Source organism: Streptomyces sp. NPDC001750 (assembly GCF_042892615.1).
In the GTDB taxonomy this organism is placed as follows: domain Bacteria; phylum Actinomycetota; class Actinomycetes; order Streptomycetales; family Streptomycetaceae; genus Streptomyces.
Map to the genome: position 1 here is coordinate 117,515 of NZ_JBIAUE010000014.1, position 24,622 is coordinate 142,136.

The window sequence follows — 24,622 nt, forward strand, 5'->3', positions numbered from 1 at the left end:
GACGCGGCTTCCCCTTTAGAGTCCTGTTCGTGCCCAGGTGCGCAGGCAGGACCTACTTCCACTCTTAATGGGGAGGCCGCGGGTTCGATTCCCGCCACCGGATCTCGATCCGGTGTAGCTCAGTGGCAAGAGCACCATCGTCGGTTCCGCCGACCTGGATCTCTGGGCACCACAACTGCATCAGCAATGACTGCATGCACCTCCCGGTGCGCGGGCTGCGGCTCCTTCCTGAAACGAAATCGCCGCCGCCGACTCTGATCTCGGGAGGCACAGAGCCGGGAGGGTGCCCGGTGCGAAGACGACGGATACTTCCCGGATCCGACGGTTGCGGGTTCGAATCCCGCCCGGCCCCGGTCGGTAGCTCAACCCGGAAGAGCATCGGACAATTCCGTCGTCGCCCCTGATCTCGGGCGCCCTCCCCTCGTTGTGCCTTCTCCCAACGAATTCGCGGGAATTCACATGGCACGCTTCAACCTCCGCACCACCAAGTCCCGTACCAACACGTCTCGTTCGGACAGTCGCCGGGCCGCCTCGCCCGTGAGGTCGACCGGACGCACCGCGCCGAACCATCAGGGCGGCCTGGGCTTCCTGCGCGACAACCGCTCCGAGCTCTTTCTGCTCGCGGTCTCCAACTTCGTCTCGCAGCAGACCTTTTACGAGGACGGCGAGCGGCGCGACGACCGCTTCGCCGAGCTGGTACGGATCCTCGCCGTCGGCGATCCGGAATGGACCGCCGGCCTGCTCCACTGGCTGCGCCGTGACGGGCAGATGCGTACCGCTTCGCTCGTCGGCGCCGCCGAGTACGTGAAGGCGCGTCTCGACGCCGGTGCCGAGGACGGCCCTTCCAACAGACGGGTCGTCGACTCCGTCCTGCTGCGCGCCGACGAGCCCGGCGAATTCCTCGGGTACTGGACCTCGCGCTACGGCCGTGCCGTGCCCAAGCCCGTCAAGCGCGGCATCGCCGACGCGGTGCGCCGTCTCTACGACGGCAGGTCGCTGCTGAAGTACGACACCGCGTCCAAGGGCTACCGCTTCGGCGACGTGCTGAACCTGGTGCACGCCTCGCCCGACCCGGCCAAGCCGTGGCAGGGCGAGCTGTTCCGGTACGCCCTCGACCGCCGCCACCACCCGGAGACGGCCGTGCTGCCCGCCGCCGACCGCACCCTCACGGCCCACAAAGCACTGAGGGAGATCCCGGTCGGGGAGCGGCGGGCCGTGGTCACCGGAGCGGACGGCGCGGACCGGCTGGCCGCCGCGGGCATGACCTGGGAGGCGCTGGCGGGCTGGCTGCAGGGTCCGATGGACGCCGTGGCCTGGGAAGCGATGATTCCGTCCATGGGCGCGATGGCGCTCGTCCGCAATCTGCGGAACTTCGACGAGGCGGGGGTCTCGGACGAGGTCGCCGCGCGGGTGGCGGCGAGGATCAGCGACCCGGAGGTGGTCGCCGCGTCCCGGCAGTTCCCCTTCCGCTACCTCGCGGCGTACCAGCACGCGCCCTCGCTGCGCTGGGCGCACGCGCTGGAGAAGGCGCTCGGGCACTCCCTGGCCCATGTGCCCGGACTGCCGGGGCGGACGCTGATCCTGGTGGACCGCTCGGGATCGATGTGGTCGCCGCTCTCGGACCGTTCGCAGCTCAACCGTGCCGACGCCGCAGCGATCTTCGGCACGGCGCTGGCGCTGCGGGCCGAGGATGCGGACTTGGTGCAGTTCGGCACGAGCAGTGCGCGGGTGAAGTTCCGGCGCGCCGAGTCCGTGCTGAAGGTGCTGGAGCGCTTCGGGGACCTCGGCGGCACCAACACCGCGGAGGCGGTGCGCCGCCACTACCGGAAGCACGACCGGGTGCTGATCGTGACCGACGAACAGGCGTCGTTCTCGTACGCGGCGGACGCCACGGCGGCCGTGCCGTCCACCGTGCCCGTCTACACCTGGAACCTGGCCGGGTACCGGACCGGGCACGCCCCGTCGGGCGGCGCGAACCGGCACGTCTTCGGCGGGCTGTCCGACGCGGCGTTCCGTATGGTGCCGCTGCTGGAGGCGGGCCGTGACGCGGACTGGCCCTGGAACCGTCCGGAGCCGGACCGGGCCTGAACGGCAACCCCGCGGGCGGCCGGGGCGGGCGTCACGGCGCCCGCCCCGGCCGTCTCGACCATGGCGGGGTGGTGGCCGGGCGCCGCCGCCCCGGGGCGCTACAGCGCCTGGGCGGCGGGCTTCACCATGCCGCGGACGGTGCGTGCCTTGATGAATTCGCCCATGGCCGTCATCTCCCATTCGCCGGAGAACTGCCTGATCAGCTTTGCCATCATCACGCCGGTCTGCGGCTGAGCACCGGTCAGGTCGAAGCGGACCAGCTCCTCGCCGGTGACCGCGTCGATCAGTCGGCAGTACGCCTTGGCGACCTCGGTGAACTTCTGGCCCGTGAACGAGTTGACCGTGAAGACCAGGCCGGACGCCTCGGCCGGGATCCGCCCCAGGTCGACGGTGATCACCTCGTCGTCCCCGGCGCCCTCGCCCGTGAGGTTGTCGCCGGAGTGCTTGATCGCCCCGTTCAGGATGGAGAGCTTGCCGAAGTAGCAGCTGTCCAGGTGGTTGCGCTGGGGGCCGTAGGCGATCACCGAGGCGTCCAGGTCGATGTCCTTGCCGCGGAACGCGGGTTCCCAGCCGAGGCCCATCTTGACCTGGGAGAGCAGCGGACGGCCGCCCTTGACCAGGGACACCGTCTGGTTCTTCTGGAGGTTGACCCGGCCCTTGTCGAGGTTGATCCGGCCGGAGGGCGCGGGTGCGGGTGCGGGTGCGGCCGACGGGGCGGCGGGGGCCGGGGGAGCGGCGATCCGCGGGTCCACGGGGGGCGCGGAGGGCATCGGCGGCGCGGCGGCCGGCGTGGGCGGCGCGCTGGTCACGGCAGTCGCTGCCGGTGTGGCGGTCGGCGCGGGCTCGTCCTCCACCGAGACGCCGAAGTCCGTCGCGATGCCGGCCAGGCCGTTCGCATAGCCCTGACCGACCGCGCGGACCTTCCAGGCGCCGTTGCGGAGGTAGACCTCCATGACCACCAGCGCCGTCTCGGTCGTCAGCCGGGGTGGGGTGAACGTGGCCAGCACGCTGTTGTCGTCGGCGTTGCGCACGGTCGCCGTGGGCTCGATGCCCTGGAAGGTCTGCCCCGCCGCGTCCGGGCTCGCCGTGACGACGATCTTCTCGATCCCGGGCGGCACCGCGGCGGTGTCCACCACGATCGCGTCCGGTGACGTACCGCCACCCGAGCGGTACGTCACGCCGGGGCCGACGGGCTGGTTGTAGAAGACGAAGTCGTCGTCGGAGCGCACCTTGCCGGAGGCGGTGAGAAGCAGGCCCGAAACGTCGAGCCGCACCGGTGCGGAGACGTCCACTGCCACGCGGGCGGCGGACAGAGGGATGTTCGAGCCAGGGGTCATAGCGGTCATGCACCGGGTAACGAACGACCCGGCTTTGCCGTTCCCTTACCTTCACCCGCCTTGACGTACCCGTGACACCGCTTCCCCGTTCCGCCGCGACGCGAGCCGACCCGCGCCCCGTGCCGTCCGTCGCCCCGTGAGCAGCAGGACCGGAGCCAGCAGCGCCGCCGCGCCGGTCAACGGCAGCAGCACCCGGACGTCCACCAGCGCGATCAGTCCGGCGCCCAGCGCCAGTGCCACCGCGTTCGGCACCATCATCAGCGTGTTCGCGGTGGCCGAGGTACGGCCCAGCACCGCGTCCGGGGTCTCCCGCTGCACCGCCGTCATCGCGGCGATCAGCACGCACGGCAGACCGAACCCGATGATCGCGCTGCCCGCCAGCGCCACCGCGTCGTACGGCAGCGCCCGCAGCGCGATCGCCACCGCGAACACCGCGGTTCCGGCCGCCGCGAACACCCGCTCGTCCATCCGCCGCAGCAGCGGTCCCGCCAGCAGCCCCACGGCGACGGACCCGGCGCGAAGCCGGTCGGCGACGGCCCCGAGCGCGGGCCCGAACAGCACCGGCAGCCACATCGCGAAGACGGCGAGCGCCGCCAGACTGGCGGAGCCGGTGAGCGACTTCACCCAGACCCCGGCCGCCAGCCACATCGCCGATGTCCCGAACCCCGAGACGACGACCGCTGTCAGGAACAGCCCCGCCGTACGGTCCCGCAACACCCTCACCGTCGCCGGACCCGGCCTCGCACCCACCACGACAATCCTCCAGAACCGTGCCTGTGTGACGCGTCCAGGCTGGTCATTGAGGTGGCCCGGGGGCATCGGGAGGATGCCTTATTCCGTACCGGCCGAGCCCGCGGCCCCGGCGGCACTCGTACGGCAGATGCCCGATACGGCCCCGGCGCGGGTGTGCGGCCGGGGCTCGGGAAGAGGAAACGGAATCGGAAGCGGAATCCGGAAGCGGAGGCGGAGGCGGCACGGGAGGAGAGAGCGGGGAGGAGAAGGGGAGGACACCGTGCCGGGACCGGCGTACGCACCGCCCCGTCGACCCCGCCCCCTCCCTGCCGACCCGCCCCGCCCGGCTGTCAGCGCGCCAGGGCGGCCTTCATCATCTTCTGGGCGATCGGCGCGGCCAGGCCGTTGCCGCTGACCTCCGAGCGGGCCGCGCCCGAGTCCTCGACGAGCACCGCGACCGCGACCTCCTTGTCGCTGGTCCGGTCCTTCGCGTACGAGGTGAACCACGCGTACGGAGTCCTGCTGTTGCCCACGCCGTTCTGCGCGGTCCCCGTCTTGCCGCCGACCTCGGCCCCGGCGATCCGGGCGTTGCTGCCCGTGCCCTCCTCGACGACCGTCACCATCGCGCTGCGCAACTGCTCGGCGGTGGACTTCGAGACCACCCGCTTCGTGTCCCCGTCGGCGTACTCCTGCAGGGTGTCGCCGTCGGCGTCCGTCACCTTCGAGACCATGTGCGGCGCGGCGAGTTCACCGCCGTTGGCGAGGGTGGCCGACACCATGGCGATCTGCAACGGCGTCGCGGTCACCTCGAACTGCCCGATGCCCGACAGCGCGGTCTGCGCCTTGTCCATGCCGGACGGGTAGACGCTCTCGAAGGCGCGCACCGGTACGTCGAGCTTCTCGTTGTTGAAGCCGAACTTCTCCGCCATCGCCCTGACCTTGTCCTGGCCGAGATCGACGGCCATCTTCCCGAAGACGTTGTTGCAGGAGTACTGGAGCGCGGTGCGCAGCGTGGCGTTCTCGCAGGGGGCGGAGGCGTTCTCGTTCTCCAGGTCCCTGCTGCTGCCGGGCAGGCGGTACGGATTCGGGCTGTCCGTGCGCTCGTCGACGGAGCCGTACAGTCCGTCCTCCAGCGCCGCGGCGGCCACCACCAGCTTGAACGTCGAACCGGGCGCCAGCGGCTGCCGCAGCGCCCGGTTGACCAGTGGCTTGTCCTTGTCGTCGCGCAGCTTCTCCCACGCGTCGCCATCCGCCGCCGCACTGATCGTCGACGGGTCGTAGGACGGGGTGGAGACCATGCCCAGGATCTGCCCGGTGCCCGGGTCGATCGCGACCGCGGCGCCCTTGTCGTCGCCGAGCGCCTCGTATGCGGCCTTCTGCACATCGGGGTCGATCGTGGTCAGGACGTCGCCCGGGGCCGCCTGCTTGCGGGTCAACGCGTCCACCGGGTTCTTCAGCCGGTCGTCGGTGCCGTTGAGCACGGGGCCGTAGATCCCCTCCAACTGCGTGATGCCGAACGCCTGGGAGCTGTAGCCGGTGACGGCCGAGTAGAGCGCGCCATCGGTGTAGGTGCGCTGGTACGCGAGATCGCCGCCCTTCGTCTTCTTCGAGCCGGTGACCGGTTTCCCGGCCACGATGATGTCACCGAGCGGCTGCGCGTACTGCGCCATGATCTTCCGCCGGTTGTGGTCGTTGTCTGCGAGTGCCTGTGCCTGATACGCCTGCAGCCAGGTCGCCCGCACCAGCAGGGCGAGGACCAGGAGCAGACAGAAGACCGAGGTCCGCCTGATCGTCTTGTTCATCCCGCAGGAGGACGTGCGGGGCATCGCGCGTTGTTCCAGGTCGCGCCGATTCTCACCGATTCCTCATGAACGGTGCGACCAGGTCGGAACGGACACGACGGGGCCGGGGCCGGACAGTACGCATGCGACCGGACCCGGACCGGGACCCGGACCTGGACGGGGCGCAGGCGACGGGACCGCACAGGGCGCGGGACCGCACACGAACGGAGCGGGCACGGTCCGGCCCGTGGGGAAAGCCCGGCTCACAGCCTCCGGGTGGCGAGGGCGAGCCGGTCCCGCGCGTCGAACAGCGCGGCCTTCACCATCTGCTCGTGCGCGGGCGTGAGCCGGGCGACCGGAACCGAGCAGCTGATGGCGTCGCGCGCCGGGGTGCGATACGGGACGGCGACACCGAAGCAGCGCAGGCCGAGGGTGTTCTCCTCGCGGTCCACCGCGTACCCCCGCTCGCGCACGGCGTGCAGCTCCTCGATGAGCCTCTCGCGGTCGGTGATGGTGTGCCCGGTCGGCGCGGGCAGCGTTTCCGGCAGCATCTTGCGCACCTGCTCGTCGCTGTGGGTGGCCAGGAGCGCCTTGCCGAGCGCGGTGGAGTGGGCGGGCTGCCGTCGGCCGACCCGGGTGAACGGACGCAGATGGTGCGGGGACTGCCGGGTCGCCAGGCACACCACGTTCGTGCCGTCGAGGCGGGCCAGGTGAATGGTCTCCGTGGTGTCGTCGGCCAGCCGGTCCAGGGTCGGCCGGGCCGCCGCGACGACCTCGTCGCCGTCGATGTACGAGGTGCCGACCAGCAGGGCCCGTACGCCGATCCCGTACCGGGTGCCCGTCGCGTCGGTCTCCACCCAGCCCAGCTCCACGAGCGTGCGCAACAGCATGTAGAGGCTGGACTTGGGGTAGCCGACGGCCTCCTGCACCGTGGTGAGCGAGTGCATGCCGGGCCGTCCGGCGAAATACTCCAGCAGTTCCACCGTGCGCACGGCGGACTTGACCTGCGCCCCACCCGATTCGGCGGCAGCCATCGTCCCGCACCCCTTCCCGTCCCACACCGTCCGTCCGCTGACGAGACCCGTGGCTTCCCGCCCCGGCGCCTTCGGCCCCAGCCTCTCCGGAATCCGGGGACCCCTTGGCCGTACGGATCCTTGCCAACTCCCGAGGCCCGGAAATAGAGTCGGGCCATATTCAAGATCGCGAACTGCGTTCAGAATACCGAACGAATTCCGATGTGTGGCAGCGGAGCGGAAGGAATCACGGTGGCAGCAGCACCCGTCTTGAGCGTCGACCCCCGCACCGGCAACCCGCGCGAGCAGGTTGCGGTGGAGGCTTCGTCGGAGGAGGTCGACCGCGCCGTCCGGGCCGCGCACGCCGTACGCGGCACCCTCGCCGACCGCGGCGTACGCGCCGCCTTCCTGCGCACCGCGGCCGACCTGCTGACCGAGGCGGGGGAGCACGTCATCGAGGCCGCCGACGCGGAGACCGCGCTCGGCCCGGCCCGGCTCACCGGCGAACTCGCCCGGACCGCCGCCCAGTTGAGGGCGTTCGCGGAGGTCGTCGAGGAGGGCGCCTTTCTCGACATCCGTATCGACCACGAGGACGCCACCCGGACCCCGCCGTGGCCCGACCTGCGCCGCTACAAGGTTCCGCTCGGGGTGGTCGCCGTGTATGCGGCGAGCAACTTCCCGCTCGCCTTCTCCGTCCCCGGCGGTGACACCGCGAGCGCGCTGGCCGCCGGCTGCCCCGTCGTCGTCAAGGCGCACCCCGACCACCCCGCCACCGCCGAACTCTGCGCCTCCGTACTGCGCCGGGCGGCGGCACGGGCCGGACTGCCCGAGGACGTGCTGGTCCTGGTGCACGGCTTCGACGCGGGCCTCGAACTGATCAGGCACCCGCTGGTGACCGCCGCCGGATTCACCGGCTCGGTACGCGGTGGACGCGCCCTGTACGACGCGGCGGTCGCCCGCCCCGTCCCCATCCCCTTCCACGGCGAACTGGGCTCCCTCAACCCCGTGGTCGTCACCGAGGCCGCCGCCGCCGAGCGCGGCGAGCGGATCGGTGCCGGGCTCGCGGGCTCGATGACCCTGGGCCTGGGCCAGTTCTGCACCAAGCCCGGACTCGTCCTGGCCCCGGCCGGGGAGAGCGGCGACCGGCTCCTGAAGGCGCTCACCGACGCGGTCGGCGACACCGAGGCCGGGGTCCTGCTCGACCACCGGATGCGCGACGCCTTCCTCTCAGGGGTGGGCGAACGGGCCGGACTCCCCGGTGTCGAGGCCCCGGTCACCCCCGGCGCGCGCGGCGACCACACCGTCGCACCCGGCTTCCTCACTGTTCCGGCGCACCTTCTCGCCGCCGACGGCCCGCACGACACGCTCCTGGAGGAGTGCTTCGGGCCGGTCACGGTCGTGGCCCGCTACACCAGCGACGACGAGATCGACGCCGTCCTCTCGCGCCTCCCCGGCAACCTCACGGCCACCCTCCACACCGCCACCGACGGGCCCGACGCCGACGCCCCCGCCCTCCTCGCGGCCCTCACCCCGCTGGCCGGGCGCGTCCTCGTCAACGGCTGGCCGACCGGCGTCGCCGTCGCCCCCGCCCAGCACCACGGCGGCCCCTACCCGGCCACCACATCCACATCCACCTCGGTCGGCGCCACCGCGATCGAACGCTGGCTGCGCCCGCTCACGTACCAGTCGACCCCCGACGCGCTCCTTCCGCCGGAACTCCGCGAGAGCAACCCGCTGAACCTGCCCCGCAGCGTGGACGGCCGCCGCGCGTGACTCTCGCCGTCCCGTCCTGCGGACGACGATGCGGAACCGACGACCGGCCGATGCGGGAGGGCGGGCTCAGCTGACAAGTCTGATCAGTGCCCAGAGAACGATGAGGTCCAGCGTCATCACGCTGATGGCCCACAGCGGGTAGTACGGGATGAACATGAACTGGGTGACCAGGCTGATGGCGGCGAGCCCGATACCGGCCGAACGACCCCAGCTCATGGCCCGCAGCACTCCGAAACCACCGGCCAGCAGGGCGATTCCCACGATCAGATGGATCCAGCCCCAGGTGGTGAGGTCGAAGCGGTACTCGTAGTGCAGCGGTACGCCGTACAGCCTGTCGCGGGCGATGCCGGTGATGCCCTGGAGAACGCTCAGCACCCCGCTGAGGACCAGCGCCACGCCGACGAACATCGCCGGTCCGGCCACCCGTTCGCCGCTCCGGGAGCCCGTCGTGTCCTGTCGCACACCACTGGGCATGCTCGCCATGGCTGTCACCTTTCGTCGCCGACGCGGTCGTCGCCGCACACCGTGGTGCGAAAGCGGAATCCGGACCGCGCTTCCGCCACGTTCACAGCGTGAACCCGCGACCACCGTGCGGCGACCGCACCAGGCCAGCCGAGTGACCCGGCCGCCCGGCCCCGTCGGCCGACGAGCCTGCCGCGCCCTGCCGGGGCGTCCTCGAATGCCGGACTCACCTCAGTGGGGGCGCGAGGGTGGCAGTTCTCCGTTGGGACGGGGACGCCGGGGCGTGCTGCTCACTTCGCCGCGTATCGCAGGAAGTGCGTCCAGGCGGTCGGGGCGAGGGTGATGTGGGAGCGGGCGGTGTCCTTCGAGTCGCGGACGAGGACGGCCTGTTCGACGACGGATACCTCGACGCACTCGCCGCCCTCGTTGGAGCTGTGACTGCTCTTGAACCACGAGTTCTCTGCCGGGCTCTGAACCCGGATGTCGGGCTTCATCGGTCTTTCAGCAACCTTTCGATCAGAGCCAAGGACTCACGCGGTGTGAGCGCCTGCGATCGGATGCACCCGTATCGTGCGGCCAGAATACGAACTTCCTCCGGGTCGGTGATCAACCGGCTGACGTTCTGCACCTCAAGGTAGCCGACCTGTGGTTTACGTGTCGGAGTGAGGAGGATGAACGGGCCACCGAGGCCCGCGTGTTCAGGTCGGTCCAGCGGCATGACCTGAAGCTCCACGTTTCGCAACCCGCCGACCCTGACCAGCTCTTGGAGCTGCTCCTCGTGAACGTCCCATTCACCGATGGGGCGTCGGAGGATCGCTTCCTCGATGACGCAACTCACCATCGGGGCGGGGCGCTTCGTCAGAACGGTCTGTCGAGCCAGGCGGGACGTCACCCGCTGTTCGATGAGCTCGTCGTCCAGCAAGGGCTTGCGCATGGCGTACAGGGCACGTGTGTGCGCCTCTGTCTGAAACAGACCAGGCACCGTGTGATTGCTGTAGTAGGAAAGCTCGACAGCGTCCGCTTCCAGCCTCGCGTAATCCTTGAACCACGCCGGATGCTTCACGCGGGCCCGCGCCTTCGCGCGCTTCACGTCCTCCATCGTGGACCGGAGCAGCCCGCCCGCGCTCAGCAAGTCGTCGGCCGCGTCCAGGAATTCGGGCTGTGGCGTTCTGCGTCCGCGTTCCAGCGAGCGGATCAGCTCCTCGCTGTACCCGAGGCGTTCGCCCAGTTCCCGCCGTGTGAGGCCGGCCCGTTCGCGCAGCAGCCGGACTTGACGGCCGACCACACGGAACAGGTCCGCCGCTTCCTCCGAGTCGTCGCTGCCGTCGATCGCGCCGTCCAGCTCCATGGTGCTGCCCGCCTTCGTTGCTCATCGGCCCGCCGCGCTCGTCGCCGCCCGTTCCTCCGTCATGGGGGACGGGCGGTACCGGTCGCCGTGTGTACCGGTACATGCACGCTGCGTACCGTCGTCGTTGCTGGTCAGCGTACGGCCGCTCGACCACGCTGAGTGGCGTGACGAGTGAATCCGTACAGATCGATACCCCGCAATCAGCAGCATCCGCACAGCAGTTCACGCAGTTGTTCAGTGCCACCCGCCGAGGCGCCCGTCTGGCCCGGTTGCTCGCGGTGGAGCAGTTGGCGGCGTGGGGATGGCCGCGTGACGGGGCGCGCACCGACGCCGCCGCGCTCGTCGTCGCCGAACTGGCGGCGAACGCGGCCGTGCACGGGAGGCTGGACGGACGGGGGTTCCGTCTCGGGCTGGCCCTGCTGCCGACCGGACGGCTGCGGATCGAGGTCACCGACCCGCGCGGTGATCGCGATCTCCCCGCCGTGCCCCGGGAGGCGGACGAGGGCGGGCGAGGGCTGATCATCGTCGAGGCGCTCGCCGTGGACTGGGGCGTGGACCCGTGCCCACCGTCCGGGAAGACGGTATGGGCCGAGGTCCGTGCCGTGACCACCGGGGCGCGGAGGCAGGCCCTCAGTGTTTGAGCGTCGCCATGAGGTCGCGCATGTCACTGATCATGGCCGAGTGGTAGACGGACGCCTTGGGCACCTCCGGTTCGTCGTCGGCGGGCTGCTCGTGCGAGCCGTCGCCCATGTACTGGGTGAAGACGTAGAGATTCAGGGAGAAGACCGCACCGCCCTCCCGCACCCGGAGCTCCGAGGATCCGTCGTCACCGGTCAGCAGGTAGGCCCGTTCGCCGAGATTCGGCACGGTCTCCAGCTTCGCCTCCGGGTCGATGCCCGTGTCGGTCACCCGTCGCAGGGCTTCGAACTCGGCTCCGGGGTCCGACTCCTTGTGCAGCGACACCGTGACTCCGACGCCGTACTCGATCGACCAGCCCTTGCGGGGCTGCTCGACCGCGCCCGTGGGCCGAAGCGAGATGAAACACCGCGCCTGGTCGAGGGCGGCATGGTTCAGGAGCCGTGGTCCGGGATCGGCCTTCTCTCTCGGTCCGATCGCCGCGCCCATCGACTTCAGCCGCAGGGACGGGCAGGGATCCTTGTCCAGCCGGTACCCGTGCAATTCCGGTCTCCGGTCGCCGAGTCCGTACAGGAAGAACGCCCCGGCCCAGAGGGCAGTGGCCATGACGGCCCCGCCCAGCGCCCACAGCCACGGTCTGTGCTTCCCGGATCTCCCGGCGGGTTCGCTTCCGAAACCGTGCATCACCTCGCGGGAGTCGGTGGGGGCGAAGTCCCCCGTCATCTCCGGCTCGGAAATCATCGGGCTCCCCCTCGATCGTGACCTTCGTCCCCGTTGGATCACATCACGCACCGTTGCGTTCGCGCAGGTGTTTGGGGCCCTCTGTCCGAGCCGTGATGGTTCAGGCGCCGATGAGGCCGTTGAGCTGTGGGGGAGAGCGCACGAAAACCATGCCTGTGCGGCCCGGGAGAGATCGCTTGGGCCCGGGGCGCCCGGAGGGTCCTGCCGCGCGTCGCGTCGTCTCTCCGCCGTGGTTGAGCGACGCGGACGGGGCGATCCGGCTCGGCGGGTCCGGTCGGTGTCGCGTCCGTGGCGAGGGCGGTCAGGTAGGCCATGGCCGGCATGGCCGGGGTGACGCGCCCGTGTCATGCGGTCCAGTGGCGGACCTGGTAGTGGTCCAGGCCGCCCCGGCCCTTCGCTGCCTGGAAGTACTCCGGAACGGTCGTGGTCCCCCGCCCGATCAGGGGCGTGGTGTTCCGGTTCTCGGTGGCTGCTCGGTGCAGCAGTACCGACATGTGGCGGCAGCGGCCGGCAGATCCTCGGACAGGCAGGCCGGGCACGTCTTGACAGGCCCCGGCTCTTCGAAGACCACCACACCGTGCCGCGCCGAATATCGCTTGTACGGCACGACGATGAGGAAGTAGACGACGGCCATGAAGATGATGAAGTAGATGACTGCCGAGATGAAGGAACCGATATCAAGGTACGTAGCCTTGTTGCCCGGCTGGCCGAGTTGCCAGCCCAATCCGACTGAACGGCCGCCCTGAGCACGCGCAATAATGGGATTGATCACGGAATCGGTGAACGCCTTGATCAAGGTACTGAAGGCCAGTGCGACAATGAGGCCTACAGCTACGACGACGACATCGCCGCGCATCATGAAGTTCTTGAACCCCTTGAGCATTTCCGGCTCCTCGCGACTGGGCCCCCGGTCGGGACCGGCAGCACGCTACATTCCTCGGCGTGCATTGAGCATTTCGGCGCAGGCGCGGGAGGATTTCTTCCCTCGACTGCCGAACTCCGCCGGCGGTCGGTACATCGATCGGGCGAATATCAGCATCTGAGAAACGAACAGTTCGTGTAATTCACCCGCGTCGGCCAAAAGGTGGCGGCACGTGGGCACCTCGCGGCACGAGGTGGCCGATGCCGACGCGACGACACGAGTCTGTAGCCCGACAACGCGTCGGCCGACAGGGCCCGCGTCGTGACGGCTCCGCCGTGGCGCGCGGGGTGCCCGTGCCGCGCACCGGCCGGTTCGTGTTCCGGGAATGCGCGGGGCCGTCGTGGTGTTCGTTCCGGTGCGCGGAGGAGTGCTTCGCGCTGCCCGGCCCCGGCCACCAGCACCGGACCCCGGATTCCGGGAGCCGGACCCCAGCCCCCGACTCCCGGAGAGAAGAAGAGACATGCGCGTCGAGATCTGGAGCGACATCGCCTGCCCCTGGTGCTACATCGGCAAGGCCCGCTTCGAGAAGGGCCTGGCGGGGTTCGCCCACCGCGACCAGGTCGAGGTCGTGCACCGGTCCTTCGAGCTCGACCCCGGGCACGCCAAGGGCGACACCGTACAGGTGGTCGACATGCTGGCGCGGAAGTACGGTCGCACCCCCGACGAGGCGCGGGCCATGGAGGAGAACGTCGCGGCCAACGCCCGGGCCGAGGGGCTCGGCTACCTCACCGAGGGCCGCGACCACGGCAACACCTTCGACATCCACCGGCTGCTCCACCTGGCCAAGGCCCGCGGTCGCCAGGACGAGCTGCTGACCCTCGCCTACCGGGCGAACTTCGCCGAGGAGCGTTCCGTCTACGACGCCGATGTGCTGGTCGAGCTGGCCGTCGAGGCCGGGCTCGACGCGGACGAGGCGCGGGCCGTGCTCGCCGATCCCGAGGCCTACGCCGACGAGGTGCGGGCGGACGAGCGGGAGGCGTCCGAGCTGGGGGCCAACGCGGTGCCGTTCTTCGTGCTCGACCGGCGGTACGGGGTCTCCGGCGGTCAGCCCGCCGAGGTCTTCGCGCAGGCGCTCGAACAGGCGTGGAAGGACCGGCCGCTGACCGCGATCGGCGGGGACGCCGCGGCCTGCGACGCCGACGGTGCCTGCGCGGTCCCGCAGAACGGCGGCGGCGCTTCCTGAACCCCGGAGGTCCTGGCAGTTCGGGCGCGGGCGCCGGCCCCGGGCCGCGTTCGTGCGGTGGGTCGAGGCATGGCCCGTGCGGCGGCCCGCGGGCCGGGCCGTGCGGTGGGCTGCGGGCGTGGACGGGGGGTGTCGCTCTGGATTTCCTTTGATCGTCGGTGATCTTCGCTGATCGTCAGTGATTGACGGGCGTTCAAGTCGGCTTCAGGCTGGACGCATGGAGACTGATTCGCTCAGCCGTGTGGTGGAAGACCAGTTCGCACCGGAGACCACGTACCTCAACACCGCCAGCTGCGGCCTGCTGCCCCGTCGTGCGGTGGAGGCCGTGAAGAAGCTCGCCGACGAACTCGCCACGGGACGCAGGGGCGGTTCCGGCGACTTCGAGGCGGTGGAGGCGGCCCGGGCCGGATTCGCCCGCCTCGTCGGGGTCGACGCCGACCGGGTGGCCACCGGCGGTTCCGTCTCCGTGCACGTCGGGCTGATCGCGGCCTCGCTCCCGGCGGGAGCCGAAGTCCTCGCGCCCGAAGGGGAGTTCACCTCCATCGTCAGCCCGTTCGCGGTCCGTGGCGACCTGAGGGTGCGGTACGTTCCGCTGGAGGCGCTGGCCGACGCGGTGCGGCCCGGGACCGCGCTCGTGGCCTTCTCCTCCGTGCAGTCCGCCGACGGCCAGATCGCCGACCTCGACGCGGTGCGGAAGGCAGCGGCGGCCCATGGCGCCCGGACCCTGCTCGACGCCACCCAGTCGGCCGGCTGGCTCCCGCTGGACGCCGGGGCGTACGACTACGTCGTCGTCGGCGGCTACAAGTTCCTGCTCGGTCCACGGGGCACGTCGTTCCTCACCGTCACTGAGGAGGCGCAGCGCACCCTCCCGGCCCTCTTCGCCGCGTGGGCCGCCTCCGACGACCCCTGGAACAGCATGTACGGCCCGGTCCGGCGGCTCTCGCGGAGCGCCCGCCGCTACGACGAACCGCTGTCCTTCCTCTCGTACCACGGGGCCGAGCACTCCCTCGCCCTTTTGGGCGAGGTCGGTGTCGACGCCGTGCATGCGCACGTCACGGGGCTCGCGGCCCGCTTCCGGGAAGGGCTCGCGGGGCTGGGGCACGAGGCGGTGCCCGGGGAGTCGGCCGTCGTGGCCGTGCCCGGTCTCGGCGGACGGGCGGCCGAGCTGGCGCGGGCCGGGGTGGTGGTCTCGGACCGGGCGGGGAGTCTGCGCGCGGCCTTCCACCTGTACAACACGGAGGCCGACGCGGACCGGGCCCTGGACGTGCTCGCCCGCTGAGTCCGCGAGGGGGCGACCCGGGGCGTGCGTTCGGCAGGCGTCAGCGGCGCCCGGGGCAGTCCGCGGCCCCCGTGGCCTCCTGGCAGAGGTTCTCCTCGACCTTGCCGAGCAGCCGGGCCAGCTCCGCGCGTTCGGCCGGTTCCAGCCCGGCGAGGGTGAGGCCCTCCAGATCCGTCCAGGCCCGCCCCACGGCCGCGTGCAGCGCACAGCTCTCCTCGGTGGCCTCGACCAGGACGGCCCGGCGGTCGTCCGGGTCGGGGGAGCGGCGGACGTGCCCGGCCTGCTCCAGGCGCTGGAGCATCTTGGTGACCGTGGAGGGGTCCAGGTCCATGACCTTGATCAGCTCGGACTGCCGTACCGGGCCCACGTCCCACAGAAACATCATCAAGAACTCCTGGCCGGGGTAGAGCCCGAGCCCCCTGAGCAGTTTGCCCGCGGCGATCCGGTGCAGCCGGGCGACCCGTGAGACGGCATGGCTGACCGGGCCGCCGACGGTGGCGCTCGGCGGTTGGGTACAGGCGGGTTCGGCCTTCATCGGGACTCCTCGGGGTGGTGTCGCCGCCGCCGTGCCCCAGTGGTGCGGGGGCGGGCGGGGAGCGGGAACCGGGCGCTTCCTCCGACGAAACACTACCTTCACCGAATTATTGCTTGGTCGGCCAAATAATGGGCTACAGTGGCGCGATCGGCAAATAGTTGGCCGACCATATATTCTTCCGGGAGCTTTCATGACCACCGCGTTCGACCCGATCGACCTGCCCGGCATCCGGCTCGCCAACCGGATCGCCATGGCCCCGATGACCCGCAGCCGGGCCGGTGAGGGCGGTACCGCCACGGATCTCGTCGCCGAGTACTACGCCCAACGCGCCTCGGCGGGCCTCATCGTCTCGGAGGGCATCCAGCCGTCGGTGGTGGGCCAGGGCTACCCCGGCACCCCGGGGCTGCACAGCGCCGAGCAGGTCGCCTCCTGGCGCAAGGTCACCGACGCGGTGCACGCCGTGGGCGGCCGGATCTTCGCCCAGCTCATGCACGCGGGCCGGATCGGCCACCCGGTCGTGCTGCCGGACGGGCTCACGCCGGTCAGCGCCTCCGCGGTCAGGCCCGCGGGACAGCTCTTCACCGGCGCAGGGATGAAGGACTTCACCACGCCGCACGAACTGACCGGCGACGAGGTCCGGCAGACCATCACCGACTTCGCCTCGGCCGCCCGCAACGCGGTCGACGCCGGCTTCGACGGGGTCGAGCTGCACGGCGCCAACGGCTATCTCATCCACCAGTTCCTCGCGCCGAACAGCAATCTGCGCACGGACGAGTGGGGAGGCTCCGAGGAGGCCCGCATCCGGTTCGCCGTCGAGGTGGTCAAGGCCGTCTCCGCCGAGATCGGCGCGGAGCGGACCGCGCTGCGCATCTCGCCCGGAAACCCGTACAACGACATCGACGAGCCCGCGCCGGAAGCCGTCTACACCGCGCTCGTACGCGCCATCGACCCGCTCGGCCTCGCCTATCTGCACGTCCTGGAGGCGGTGGAGATGCGTGAGCTGACACGCGCGCTGCGCAAGCAGTTCTCCGGCGTCCTCGTCCTGAACGCGCACACGGACGGACCGACCGGGCCGGACGACCACACACTGGTCGACGACGGGACCGCCGACGTCATCTCCTACGGCGCGCTGTTCATCGCCAACCCGGACCTGCCCGCCCGGCTGAGGGCCAATGGCCCGTTCAACATCCCCGACCCGTCCACCTTCTTCGGCGGGGACGCCAAGGGATACGTCGACTACCCGGCGCTGGACACCGTCGGGTCCTGACGGCCGCGAGGGGGGGAGCCCGGTTGCGTGAACGGCCCCGCCACGACGGCGGACCGCCGCGTCACCCGTACCGTCCCGGAGCCGGTCCGGCCCCATGGCCGCCGGACCGGCCCGGCCCCGTCGCGCGCTCCGGGCGGGCGCCGACCGGCTCCGCCGCACGCGCCTTCGACCCCACGGTGTTAAAAAGGGCAATGTGGTCAGTCGTCGCGGCCGATTCCGGAGCGCACAGCTTCGGTCACTCGTGGGCAAGTACCCCCGGAGCCTCGCGGGCCAGGTCTTCGCCCTTCAGGTGGCCCTGGTCGTGCTCCTGGTGGCCGCCGCGATGCTGGCGCTCGTCGTGGAGTCCCGGTACGACAGCGAGACCGAGGCGAGACGCCGCTCCATCGCCGTCGCACAGACGTTCGCGCACGCACCCGGCCTCCCGGCCGCGCTGCGCGACCCCAACCCCTCCAGGGTGCTCCAGCCGCTCGCCGAGGCGGGGCGCAAGGCGGCGGACGTCGACTTCATCGTCGTGACGGACACGCAGGGCATCCGCTACACGCATCCCCGGCCGGAACTGATCGGGAAGCGGGTCGTCGGCGACATCGGACCGCCGCTGGCCGGCCACGTGTACACCGAGAGCGTCAACGGGCCGCTCGGCCGCGAGGTGCAGGCGATCGTCCCCGTCCGCGATTCCGCGCACAAGGTCGTGGGCCTGGTGGCCGCCGGCATGAAGGCCGAGAACGTGGCCGGAGCGGTGACACGGCAGGTCCCGATCATCCTCGGCGCGGGCGCGGGCGCGCTCACCGTGGCCACGGCCGGGACGGCGCTGGTGGCCAGGCGGCTGCGGCGACAGACCCACCGGCTCGGCCCGGCCGAGATGACCCGAATGTACGAGCACCACGACGCGGTGCTGCACTCCGTGCGCGAGGGCGTGCTCATCGTCGGCAACGACGGCCGGCTGCTGCTGGCCAACGACGAGGCCAGACGGCTGCTGGACCTGCCGCTCGACGCCGAGGGGCGGCACATCTCGGAGGTGCCCGGTCTCGACCCCGGCATGGCAGCACTGCTGGCCTCGGGGCGCACGGCCACGGACGAGGTGCACCTCGTGGGGGACAGGCTGCTCGCGGTGAACCAGCGGACCACGGACCGTCACGGCGGACCCAAGGGGACGGTCGCGACCCTGCGTGACTCCACGGAACTGCGGGCGCTGTCCGGCAGGGCGGAGAGCGCCCGCGAGCGGCTGCGGCTGCTGTACGACGCCGGCCTCGGCATCGGAACCAGCCTCGACGTGGTGAGCACGGCCGAGGAGCTGGCCGAGGTCGTGGTCCCCCGGCTGGCCGACTTCGCCACCGTCGACCTGGCCGACCCGGTCCTGCGGGGGGACGAGCCGACCGGTACGGACGCGGACATGCGCCGCACCGCCGTCCACGGCATCCGGGATGACCACCCCCTCTACCGCCCCGGCCGTCTGACCAGCTTCCTCCCCTCCACCCCGCAGGCACGGGCCTTCGCCACCGGCCGGCCGGAGCTGGTGCCCGACCTGTCCGCCGCGCCCGGCTGGCTCGCCCAGGACCCGGAGCTGACCCGGAGGATCGTCGATTACGGCATCCACTCCCTGATCACGGTGCCCCTCCAGGCACGGGGCGTCATCCTGGGCATGGCCAACTTCTGGCGCTCCGGGAAGCCCGAGCCGTTCGACGAGGACGATCTGTCCCTGGCCGAGGAACTGGTCGCCCGGGCGGCCGTCAGCATCGACAACGCCCGCCGCTACACCCGTGAGCACGTCATGGCCGTGACGCTGCAGCGCAGCCTGCTCCCGCGGGCCCTGCCCGAACAGAGCGCGCTCGAGGTCGCCCACCGCTACCTGCCCGCGATCTCCGGGGTGAGCGGCGACTGGTTCGACGTGATCCCGCTCCCGGGCAGCCGGGTGGCGCTGGTCGTCGGGGACGTCGTCGGCCACGGTCTGCACGCGGCCGCCACGATGGGACGGCTGCGCACGGCCGTGCACAACTTCTCCACCCTCGACCTGCCGCCCGACGAGATCCTCGGCCACCTCGACGACCTGGTCGCGCGCATCGACCAGGAGGAGGCGGAGACCGCCGTCGGCGCGGGCGTCATGGGAGCCACCTGCCTCTACGTGATCTATGACCCCGTCTCCCGCCACTGCGCCGTGGCGCGGGCCGGACATCCCCCGCCCGCGCTGGTCCGGCCCGACGGCGACGTGTCCTTCCCCGACCTGCCGGCCGGCCCGCCCCTGGGCCTGGGCGGCATGCCGTTCGAGACCGCGGAACTGACGGTTGCGGAGGGCACGCAGTTCGTCCTCTACACCGACGGGCTCATCGAGGACCGGACCCGGGACATCGACGTGGGGATCGAGCTGCTGCGCCAGGCCCTGGCGGGCCACCCCGACCGGTCGCCGGAGGACAGCTGCCAGGCGGTGCTCGACGCGCTCCTGCCCAGTCGGCCGAAGGACGACGTGGCGCTGCTCATCGCCCGGACGCGGGCGATCCCGCCCGACCGCGTCGCCGACTGGGACGTACCGTTCGACCCCGCCGCGGTGGCGGGGATGCGCGCCGCCGCGGCCCGGAGGCTCGACGACTGGGGCCTGCCCGCGCTCGCGTTCCCGATGGAGCTGGTCCTCAGCGAGTTGATCACCAACGCCATCCGCTACGGCTCCGCGCCGGTCACCGTACGACTGCTGTACGACCGCACCCTGACCTGCGAGGTGGCCGACGCCAGCAGCACCTCGCCCCATCTGCGGGACGCCGCTCTGATGGACGAAGGAGGCCGTGGTCTGTTCCTCGTCGCCAGAGTGGCCGAACGCTGGGGCACCCGTTACACCCCGCAGGGAAAGGTCATCTGGGCGGAGCTGTCGCTGCCCCGGGCCGGTGGGGGCGCGGACGGCACGGCGTGGCTGGACGTCTTCGCCGCGGGACTCTGACCGCCGCCCCGAGGGGCGCGTCATTCCCGCCGCGGCCCGGTACCCCCGGCCGGTACCCCCGCTACCCCGCTAATCCCGCCCGGATTCCGCCGGAGGCGCGCCGTACCACCGCCAGGAGTCGAGCCGGGGGCGGCCCGGCAGCCCGGCGCGCCCGGTGGCCCAGAGCAGCACCGCCCATCGGTCGGAGTCCTTCGGCGCGTCCGGGAACAGCCGGGCCAGCACCCGGTCGCAGAGACCGGCGGGCGGAGCCCAGGGCACCCCCAGGCCGGCTGCGAGGTCGTGCGCGTGCACCAGCGTCTCCACGACGCCCATGGCCGCGAAGCCCTCCGGGTCGGACAACCCGGAGGGGTGGTACGCCCTGACCTCGGGCGAGGCCGTCCGTACCATCGCCGCGAGCAGCGCGCCGCTCGCCTCCAGGGTGTCCAGCAGCCCCGCCGGCCCGGCCGACCGGTCGGCGAGGACCGCGTTCGCCGGGCCACCTTCGCGGTCCGCGGTCCAGCGGTACGGAACGTATGCGTCCAGGCGCGGCCTGCGCGGGCCCAACTGGACGGCGTAGGCGAAGAGATCGTCGCTCAGGTGCTCCGCCGTCTCCCAGCAGTCCCACTCCAACGACCCTGCGGGGGAACGCCAGTTGTCGATCGGGGCGTCGCGGAACGCGTCGACGGCGAGACGGACCGCTGTGGTCACGTCGTCCGCGGTGACCGGCGGCCGGACCCCGGTCGGCGCCGCGCGCTGCGCCGCGCTCCGCTCGACGCACAGCTCATTGCCCTCCGGGTCGGCGAGCGTCACCCAGCCCCGCCCGTCCGGTTCGCGGTGGTCGGCGACGAGGCGGGCGCCCAGGGCGAGCAGCCGCTCCACCTCCTGGTCGCGGGTGCGGTCCTGCGGCTGGAGGTCCAGATGCAGACGGTTCTTGGTGCGCTTCGGCTCGGGCACCCGGATGAACAGCAGCGCGGCGCCCGGGGTCTCGACGACGGCCTCGGGATCACCGGGGGCGTCGTTGTCGGAGAGCGGGGCGCCGAGCACCTCGGACCAGAAACGGGCCAGTCCGTAGGCGTCGGCGCAGTCGATCGTGAGGTGGCGCACGAGTGAGGTCATGGCCCCACTGTCGACGCCGACAACCGTCCCGGTCCATCGAATTGCGTGCGGGGCGGGGGCGTTCGCGCCCCCGCCCCTGTCCGGCCCGCCGGGGGCGTCACCCCACCGGCGTGAAGTCCCGTGCCCCGATGAACTCGGGACGCCGCGCCGGTGCCGCGAACGGCTCCTCGGCGGCGTTCTCCACGCTGTTGAAGACGATGAACACGTTGCTGCGCGGATACGGGGTGATGTTGTCGCCCGAGCCGTGCATGCAGTTGCAGTCGAACCAGGTCGCCGAGCCCGCCGGTCCCGTGAAGAGCTTGATGCCGTGCCGGTCGGCCAGCCCGGTCAGCGCCTCGTCGGACGGGGTGCCGGCGTCCTGCATGCGCAGGGACTGCTTGTAGTTGTCCTGCGGGGTCGCGCCGGCGCAGCCGAGGAACGACCTGTGCGAACCGGGCATGATCATCAGCCCGCCGTTGGTGTCGTGGTTCTCGGTCAGCGCGATCGACACGGACACCGTCCGCATGCGCGGCAGACCGTCCTCGGCGTGCCAGGTCTCGAAGTCCGAGTGCCAGTAGAACCCCGAGGCGCCGAACCCCGGCTTCACGTTGATCCGGGACTGGTGGACGTACACGTCCGAGCCGAGGATCTGACGGGCCCGGCCCACCACCCGCTCGTCGGCGACCAGCCGGGCGAAGACCTCGCTGATCCGGTGGACCTCGAAGACCGACCGGACCTTCTGCGACTTCGGCTCGATCACCGAGCGCTCGTCGGCGCGCACCACGGGGTCGGCGATCAGCCGGTCCAGCTCGGCGCGGCAGGCGGCGACCTCGTCCGGGGCGATCAGCCGGTCCACGGTGAGGAAGCCGTCGCGGTCGAAGTCCTGGAGGTCCTTCACGGCGATCGGCCCCGGGGTGCCGGGCGCGGACCAGACGACCGGGTCCTGCCGGGGGGTGACCATCTCGGCCGTGCCGCGTGTGGGGTAGAGGTCGGGGCGCGCGCCGGTGCGTACGGTCGTGTGTGCGTCGGTGGTCATGGGTTCAGCCCTCCTCGGTCAGGAGGGGGTAGACGCCGTTCTCGTCGTGTTCCTCCCGTCCGGTGACCGGCGGGTTGAAGACGCAGACGCAGCGGAAGTCGGTCTTCGGCCGCATGGTGTGGCGCTCGTGGCCGTCCAGCAGGTACATCGTGCCGGGGGTGATCCAGTGCTTCTCGCCGGTCTCCTCGTCGGTGAGTTCGGCCTCGCCCTCGACGCACAGGACCGCCTCGATGTGGTTCGCGTACCACATGGTCGTCTCGGTGCCCGCGTACATGATGGTCTCGTGGAGGGAGAAGCCGACCTTCTCCTGCGCCAGCACGATGCGCTTGCTCTCCCAGGTGCCGGAAGCGGCCTTCACGTGCCGGTCGGTGTTCTCGATGTCGCTGAAGGATCGGACGATCACGGTGGATGGGTCGCCTTTCTCTGTTCTCTGTTCTCTGTGCTCGGTTCTCTGCGCGGTGCCGCCCGGTGCGGGACTCGTCCTCGCGGCCGGGCCGGGGAGCTGAGGGACGGTGCGGGCCGGTCCGGTACGGGGCGGGATCCGACGCGTCCCGTACCGGAGCGGCCCGGGGTCAGGCCGTCTCGCGGATCGCGCGGGCCAGTGTGCGCAGCCCCTCGTCCAGTTCCTCGGGGGTGACGGTCAGCGGCGGCAGCAGCTTCACGACCTCGCTCTGCGGACCGGAGGTCTCGACCAGGAGGCCCAGTTCGAACGCGCGGGCGCAGACCGCGGCGGCGCGCGAGGGGTCGGTGAACTCCACCCCCCAGACCAGACCGCGGCCCCGGTACCGCGCCCCGAGCCCGGCGTGTTCGTCGCAGATCGCGAGGAGCGCCTGTTCGACCTGCTCGCCCCGGGCCAGGGTCTGCTTCTCCGTCTGGCCGTCCGCCCAGTAGGCGTCCAGCGCGGCGGCGGCCGTGACGAACGCCGGGTTGTTGCCGCGGAACGTGCCGTTGTGCTCGCCCGGCCCCCAGATGTCCAGCTCCGGCCTGAACAGGCAGAGCGACATGGGCAGTCCGTAGCCGCTGATGGACTTCGACAGGGTGACGATGTCGGGGACGATGCCGGCCTCCTCGAACGAGAAGAAGGCCCCCGTGCGCCCGCACCCCATCTGGATGTCGTCGACGATCAGCAGCATGTCGCGGCGCCGGCACAGGTCGGCGAGCGCCCGCAGCCACTCGGCGCGCGCCACGTTGATGCCGCCCTCGCCCTGCACCGTCTCGACGATCACGGCGGCGGGCTGGTTGAGACCCGACCCCTGGTCCTCCAGGAGCCGTTCGAACCAGAGGAAGTCGGGCACCCGGCCGTCGAGGTAGTTGTCGAACGGCATCGGGGTCCCGTGCACCAGCGGGATGCCGGCCCCGGCCCGCTTGAACGCGTTGCCGGTGACGGCCAGGGAGCCCAGCGACATGCCGTGGAACGCGTTGGTGAACGAGACGATCGACTCGCGCCCCTTCACCTTGCGGGCCAGCTTCAGCGCCGCCTCGACCGCGTTGGTGCCGGTGGGGCCGGGGAACATCACCTTGTACGGGAGGTCGCGCGGGCGCAGCACATGGTGCTGGAAGGACTCCAGGAAGGCGCGTTTCGCGGTGGTGGCCATGTCGAGGCCGTGGGTGATCCCGTCGCGCTCGACGTAGTCGATCAACGCGCGTTTCAGCACGGGGTTGTTGTGGCCGTAGTTGAGGGATCCCGCGCCGGCGAAGAAGTCGAGGTAGTCGTGGCCGTCCTCGTCGGTCAGACGGGAGCCCTGCGCACGGTCGAACACCGCGGGCCAGCCGCGGCAGTAGCTCCGTACCTCCGACTCCAGGGTCTCGAAGACGCTCAGCGCGGGCGGGGTGATGGTCACAGGGGGTTCTCCTGCTTGAGGGGGGTGACGGGTGGCGTCATGCGTTCCGGATCGCTCAGGAGGGGAACGGGCCGATGCGGTAAAGGACTTCGGGCAGATGCGTTCCCTCGGGGAACAGCTCGCCGTCGAAGAGCACCTCGCGTTCCAGGGCGACCGCGTGGCGTCGCGCGTACGAGGTGAACAGCCGGTCCGACGCGGTGTTGTCCGGGGTGATGGTCGTCTCGACGCGGGACAGGCTCCGCGCGTCGGCGACCCGCGAAGTCAGCGCGTCCAGCAGCCTTCCCGCGAGCCCGGATCCGCGGTGGGCGCGGTCGACGGCCACCTGCCAGACGACGAGCGTCCCGGGGCGGTCCGGCCGGAGGTAGCCCGTCACGAAGGCGACGGGCTCGCCGGAACCGTCGCGGGCCACCACGGAGGTGGCGGCGAAGTCACGGCACCACAGCAGGTAGCTGTACGAGGAGTTGAGGTCCAGGACCTCGGAGTCGCGGGCGATGCGCCAGATCGCGGCCCCGTCCTCCACTCGTGGGGTGTCGATGGTGAGGAATTCGCTTCGGGCACGTGCAAAATCTGCTGGTGCGGCGGTCATGCAAATTGAATTTACCCAGCAAATTCTCAAATTGCATCGACGTGAGGGGTTGGGCAGGAAGATCG

General features: G+C 71.2%; 22 protein-coding genes and 1 tRNA gene. 8 read left to right on the plus strand and 15 right to left on the minus strand.

The window, feature by feature from the left end:
• The first annotated feature begins 33 nt into the window (after positions 1-33).
• Both ACFYY6_RS22045 and ACFYY6_RS22050 read left to right on the plus strand, forming a co-directional pair.
• A tRNA-Lys gene (locus tag ACFYY6_RS22045) sits at positions 34-103 on the plus strand.
• A 356-nt stretch (positions 104-459) separates the two neighbouring features.
• The gene (locus ACFYY6_RS22050) at positions 460-2,088 is read left to right on the plus strand and encodes a TROVE domain-containing protein (RefSeq protein WP_388649306.1); all 1,629 of its coding nucleotides are present in this window, start codon (positions 460-462) and stop codon (positions 2,086-2,088) included.
• 98 nt (positions 2,089-2,186) lie between these two features.
• On the opposite strand, the gene ACFYY6_RS22055 is transcribed toward ACFYY6_RS22050, so the two are convergent.
• The 4 genes from ACFYY6_RS22055 to ACFYY6_RS22070 form a co-directional block, all read right to left on the minus strand.
• Positions 2,187-3,434, minus strand: a complete 1,248-nt coding sequence (locus tag ACFYY6_RS22055) for a TerD family protein (RefSeq protein ID WP_389194715.1) — start codon at positions 3,432-3,434, stop codon at positions 2,187-2,189.
• A gap of 42 nt (positions 3,435-3,476) precedes the next feature.
• The gene (locus ACFYY6_RS22060) at positions 3,477-4,139 is read right to left on the minus strand and encodes an MFS transporter permease (RefSeq protein ID WP_351518311.1); all 663 of its coding nucleotides are present in this window, start codon (positions 4,137-4,139) and stop codon (positions 3,477-3,479) included.
• A gap of 368 nt (positions 4,140-4,507) precedes the next feature.
• Positions 4,508-5,959 (minus strand): penicillin-binding transpeptidase domain-containing protein, encoded by a 1,452-nt coding sequence (locus tag ACFYY6_RS22065; RefSeq protein WP_351518316.1) that lies wholly within the window; start codon positions 5,957-5,959, stop codon positions 4,508-4,510.
• Positions 5,960-6,201: 242 nt separating this feature from the next.
• Positions 6,202-6,972: an IclR family transcriptional regulator gene (locus ACFYY6_RS22070; RefSeq protein ID WP_351623494.1), complete on the minus strand. Its 771-nt coding sequence runs from the start codon at positions 6,970-6,972 to the stop codon at positions 6,202-6,204.
• 231 nt (positions 6,973-7,203) lie between these two features.
• On the opposite strand from ACFYY6_RS22070, the gene ACFYY6_RS22075 reads away from it, so the two are divergent.
• Complete coding sequence (locus ACFYY6_RS22075; RefSeq protein WP_351623493.1) at positions 7,204-8,724, plus strand: aldehyde dehydrogenase (NADP(+)); 1,521 nt, start codon at positions 7,204-7,206, stop codon at positions 8,722-8,724.
• Positions 8,725-8,790: 66 nt separating this feature from the next.
• Here ACFYY6_RS22075 and ACFYY6_RS22080 read toward each other — a convergent pair whose 3' ends face one another.
• From ACFYY6_RS22080 to ACFYY6_RS22090, 3 genes are all read right to left on the minus strand, one after another.
• Positions 8,791-9,207: a hypothetical protein gene (locus ACFYY6_RS22080; protein ID WP_351518307.1), complete on the minus strand. Its 417-nt coding sequence runs from the start codon at positions 9,205-9,207 to the stop codon at positions 8,791-8,793.
• A gap of 269 nt (positions 9,208-9,476) precedes the next feature.
• Positions 9,477-9,680 (minus strand): DUF397 domain-containing protein, encoded by a 204-nt coding sequence (locus tag ACFYY6_RS22085; RefSeq protein WP_351518306.1) that lies wholly within the window; start codon positions 9,678-9,680, stop codon positions 9,477-9,479.
• The gene (locus tag ACFYY6_RS22090) at positions 9,677-10,534 is read right to left on the minus strand and encodes a helix-turn-helix transcriptional regulator (RefSeq protein WP_351518305.1); all 858 of its coding nucleotides are present in this window, start codon (positions 10,532-10,534) and stop codon (positions 9,677-9,679) included. Before ACFYY6_RS22090 ends, ACFYY6_RS22085 begins: the two co-directional genes overlap by 4 nt.
• Before the next feature lie 164 nt (positions 10,535-10,698).
• Between ACFYY6_RS22090 and ACFYY6_RS22095 the strand changes: the two genes are divergently transcribed.
• Positions 10,699-11,175 (plus strand): ATP-binding protein, encoded by a 477-nt coding sequence (locus tag ACFYY6_RS22095; protein ID WP_351518304.1) that lies wholly within the window; start codon positions 10,699-10,701, stop codon positions 11,173-11,175.
• Here ACFYY6_RS22095 and ACFYY6_RS22100 read toward each other — a convergent pair.
• On the minus strand, positions 11,165-11,911 hold the full coding sequence (locus tag ACFYY6_RS22100) for a hypothetical protein (RefSeq protein ID WP_351518302.1): 747 nt from the start codon (positions 11,909-11,911) through the stop codon (positions 11,165-11,167). The genes ACFYY6_RS22095 and ACFYY6_RS22100 overlap by 11 nt on opposite strands.
• Before the next feature lie 439 nt (positions 11,912-12,350).
• The gene (locus ACFYY6_RS22105) at positions 12,351-12,794 is read right to left on the minus strand and encodes an MscL family protein (protein ID WP_351518301.1); all 444 of its coding nucleotides are present in this window, start codon (positions 12,792-12,794) and stop codon (positions 12,351-12,353) included.
• 499 nt (positions 12,795-13,293) lie between these two features.
• Here ACFYY6_RS22105 and ACFYY6_RS22110 point away from each other — a divergent pair, with 499 nt between their 5' ends.
• Both ACFYY6_RS22110 and ACFYY6_RS22115 read left to right on the plus strand, forming a co-directional pair.
• Positions 13,294-14,016, plus strand: coding sequence for a DsbA family oxidoreductase (locus ACFYY6_RS22110; RefSeq protein WP_351518300.1), 723 nt, complete (start codon positions 13,294-13,296; stop codon positions 14,014-14,016).
• Positions 14,017-14,233: 217 nt separating this feature from the next.
• Positions 14,234-15,295 (plus strand): aminotransferase class V-fold PLP-dependent enzyme, encoded by a 1,062-nt coding sequence (locus ACFYY6_RS22115; protein WP_389194720.1) that lies wholly within the window; start codon positions 14,234-14,236, stop codon positions 15,293-15,295.
• A gap of 40 nt (positions 15,296-15,335) precedes the next feature.
• On the opposite strand, the gene ACFYY6_RS22120 is transcribed toward ACFYY6_RS22115, so the two are convergent.
• Positions 15,336-15,830 carry a MarR family winged helix-turn-helix transcriptional regulator gene (locus ACFYY6_RS22120; protein ID WP_351518298.1) on the minus strand — a complete coding sequence of 165 codons (495 nt, stop codon included), beginning with the start codon at positions 15,828-15,830 and terminating at the stop codon, positions 15,336-15,338.
• Between the two features lie 190 nt (positions 15,831-16,020).
• Between ACFYY6_RS22120 and ACFYY6_RS22125 the strand changes: the two genes are divergently transcribed.
• Together ACFYY6_RS22125 and ACFYY6_RS22130 are read left to right on the plus strand one after the other, a co-directional pair.
• Complete coding sequence (locus tag ACFYY6_RS22125; protein ID WP_389194724.1) at positions 16,021-17,097, plus strand: alkene reductase; 1,077 nt, start codon at positions 16,021-16,023, stop codon at positions 17,095-17,097.
• Positions 17,098-17,191: 94 nt separating this feature from the next.
• Positions 17,192-20,020 carry a SpoIIE family protein phosphatase gene (locus ACFYY6_RS22130; protein ID WP_389194727.1) on the plus strand — a complete coding sequence of 943 codons (2,829 nt, stop codon included), beginning with the start codon at positions 17,192-17,194 and terminating at the stop codon, positions 20,018-20,020.
• A gap of 69 nt (positions 20,021-20,089) precedes the next feature.
• On the opposite strand, the gene ACFYY6_RS22135 is transcribed toward ACFYY6_RS22130, so the two are convergent.
• The 5 genes from ACFYY6_RS22135 to ectA form a co-directional block, all read right to left on the minus strand.
• A complete protein-coding gene (locus tag ACFYY6_RS22135) occupies positions 20,090-21,115 on the minus strand; it encodes a VOC family protein (RefSeq protein ID WP_389194730.1) in 1,026 nt (341 codons plus the stop codon).
• A 97-nt stretch (positions 21,116-21,212) separates the two neighbouring features.
• Complete coding sequence (thpD, locus tag ACFYY6_RS22140) at positions 21,213-22,130, minus strand: ectoine hydroxylase (protein WP_351518294.1); 918 nt, start codon at positions 22,128-22,130, stop codon at positions 21,213-21,215.
• A gap of 4 nt (positions 22,131-22,134) precedes the next feature.
• Entirely contained in the window at positions 22,135-22,533 is a 399-nt protein-coding gene (locus tag ACFYY6_RS22145; protein WP_351518293.1) for an ectoine synthase, read from the minus strand.
• A 169-nt stretch (positions 22,534-22,702) separates the two neighbouring features.
• The gene (gene ectB / locus ACFYY6_RS22150) at positions 22,703-23,971 is read right to left on the minus strand and encodes a diaminobutyrate--2-oxoglutarate transaminase (protein ID WP_351518291.1); all 1,269 of its coding nucleotides are present in this window, start codon (positions 23,969-23,971) and stop codon (positions 22,703-22,705) included.
• Between the two features lie 55 nt (positions 23,972-24,026).
• Entirely contained in the window at positions 24,027-24,491 is a 465-nt protein-coding gene (ectA, locus tag ACFYY6_RS22155; protein WP_389194788.1) for a diaminobutyrate acetyltransferase, read from the minus strand.
• Positions 24,492-24,622 lie beyond the last annotated feature (131 nt).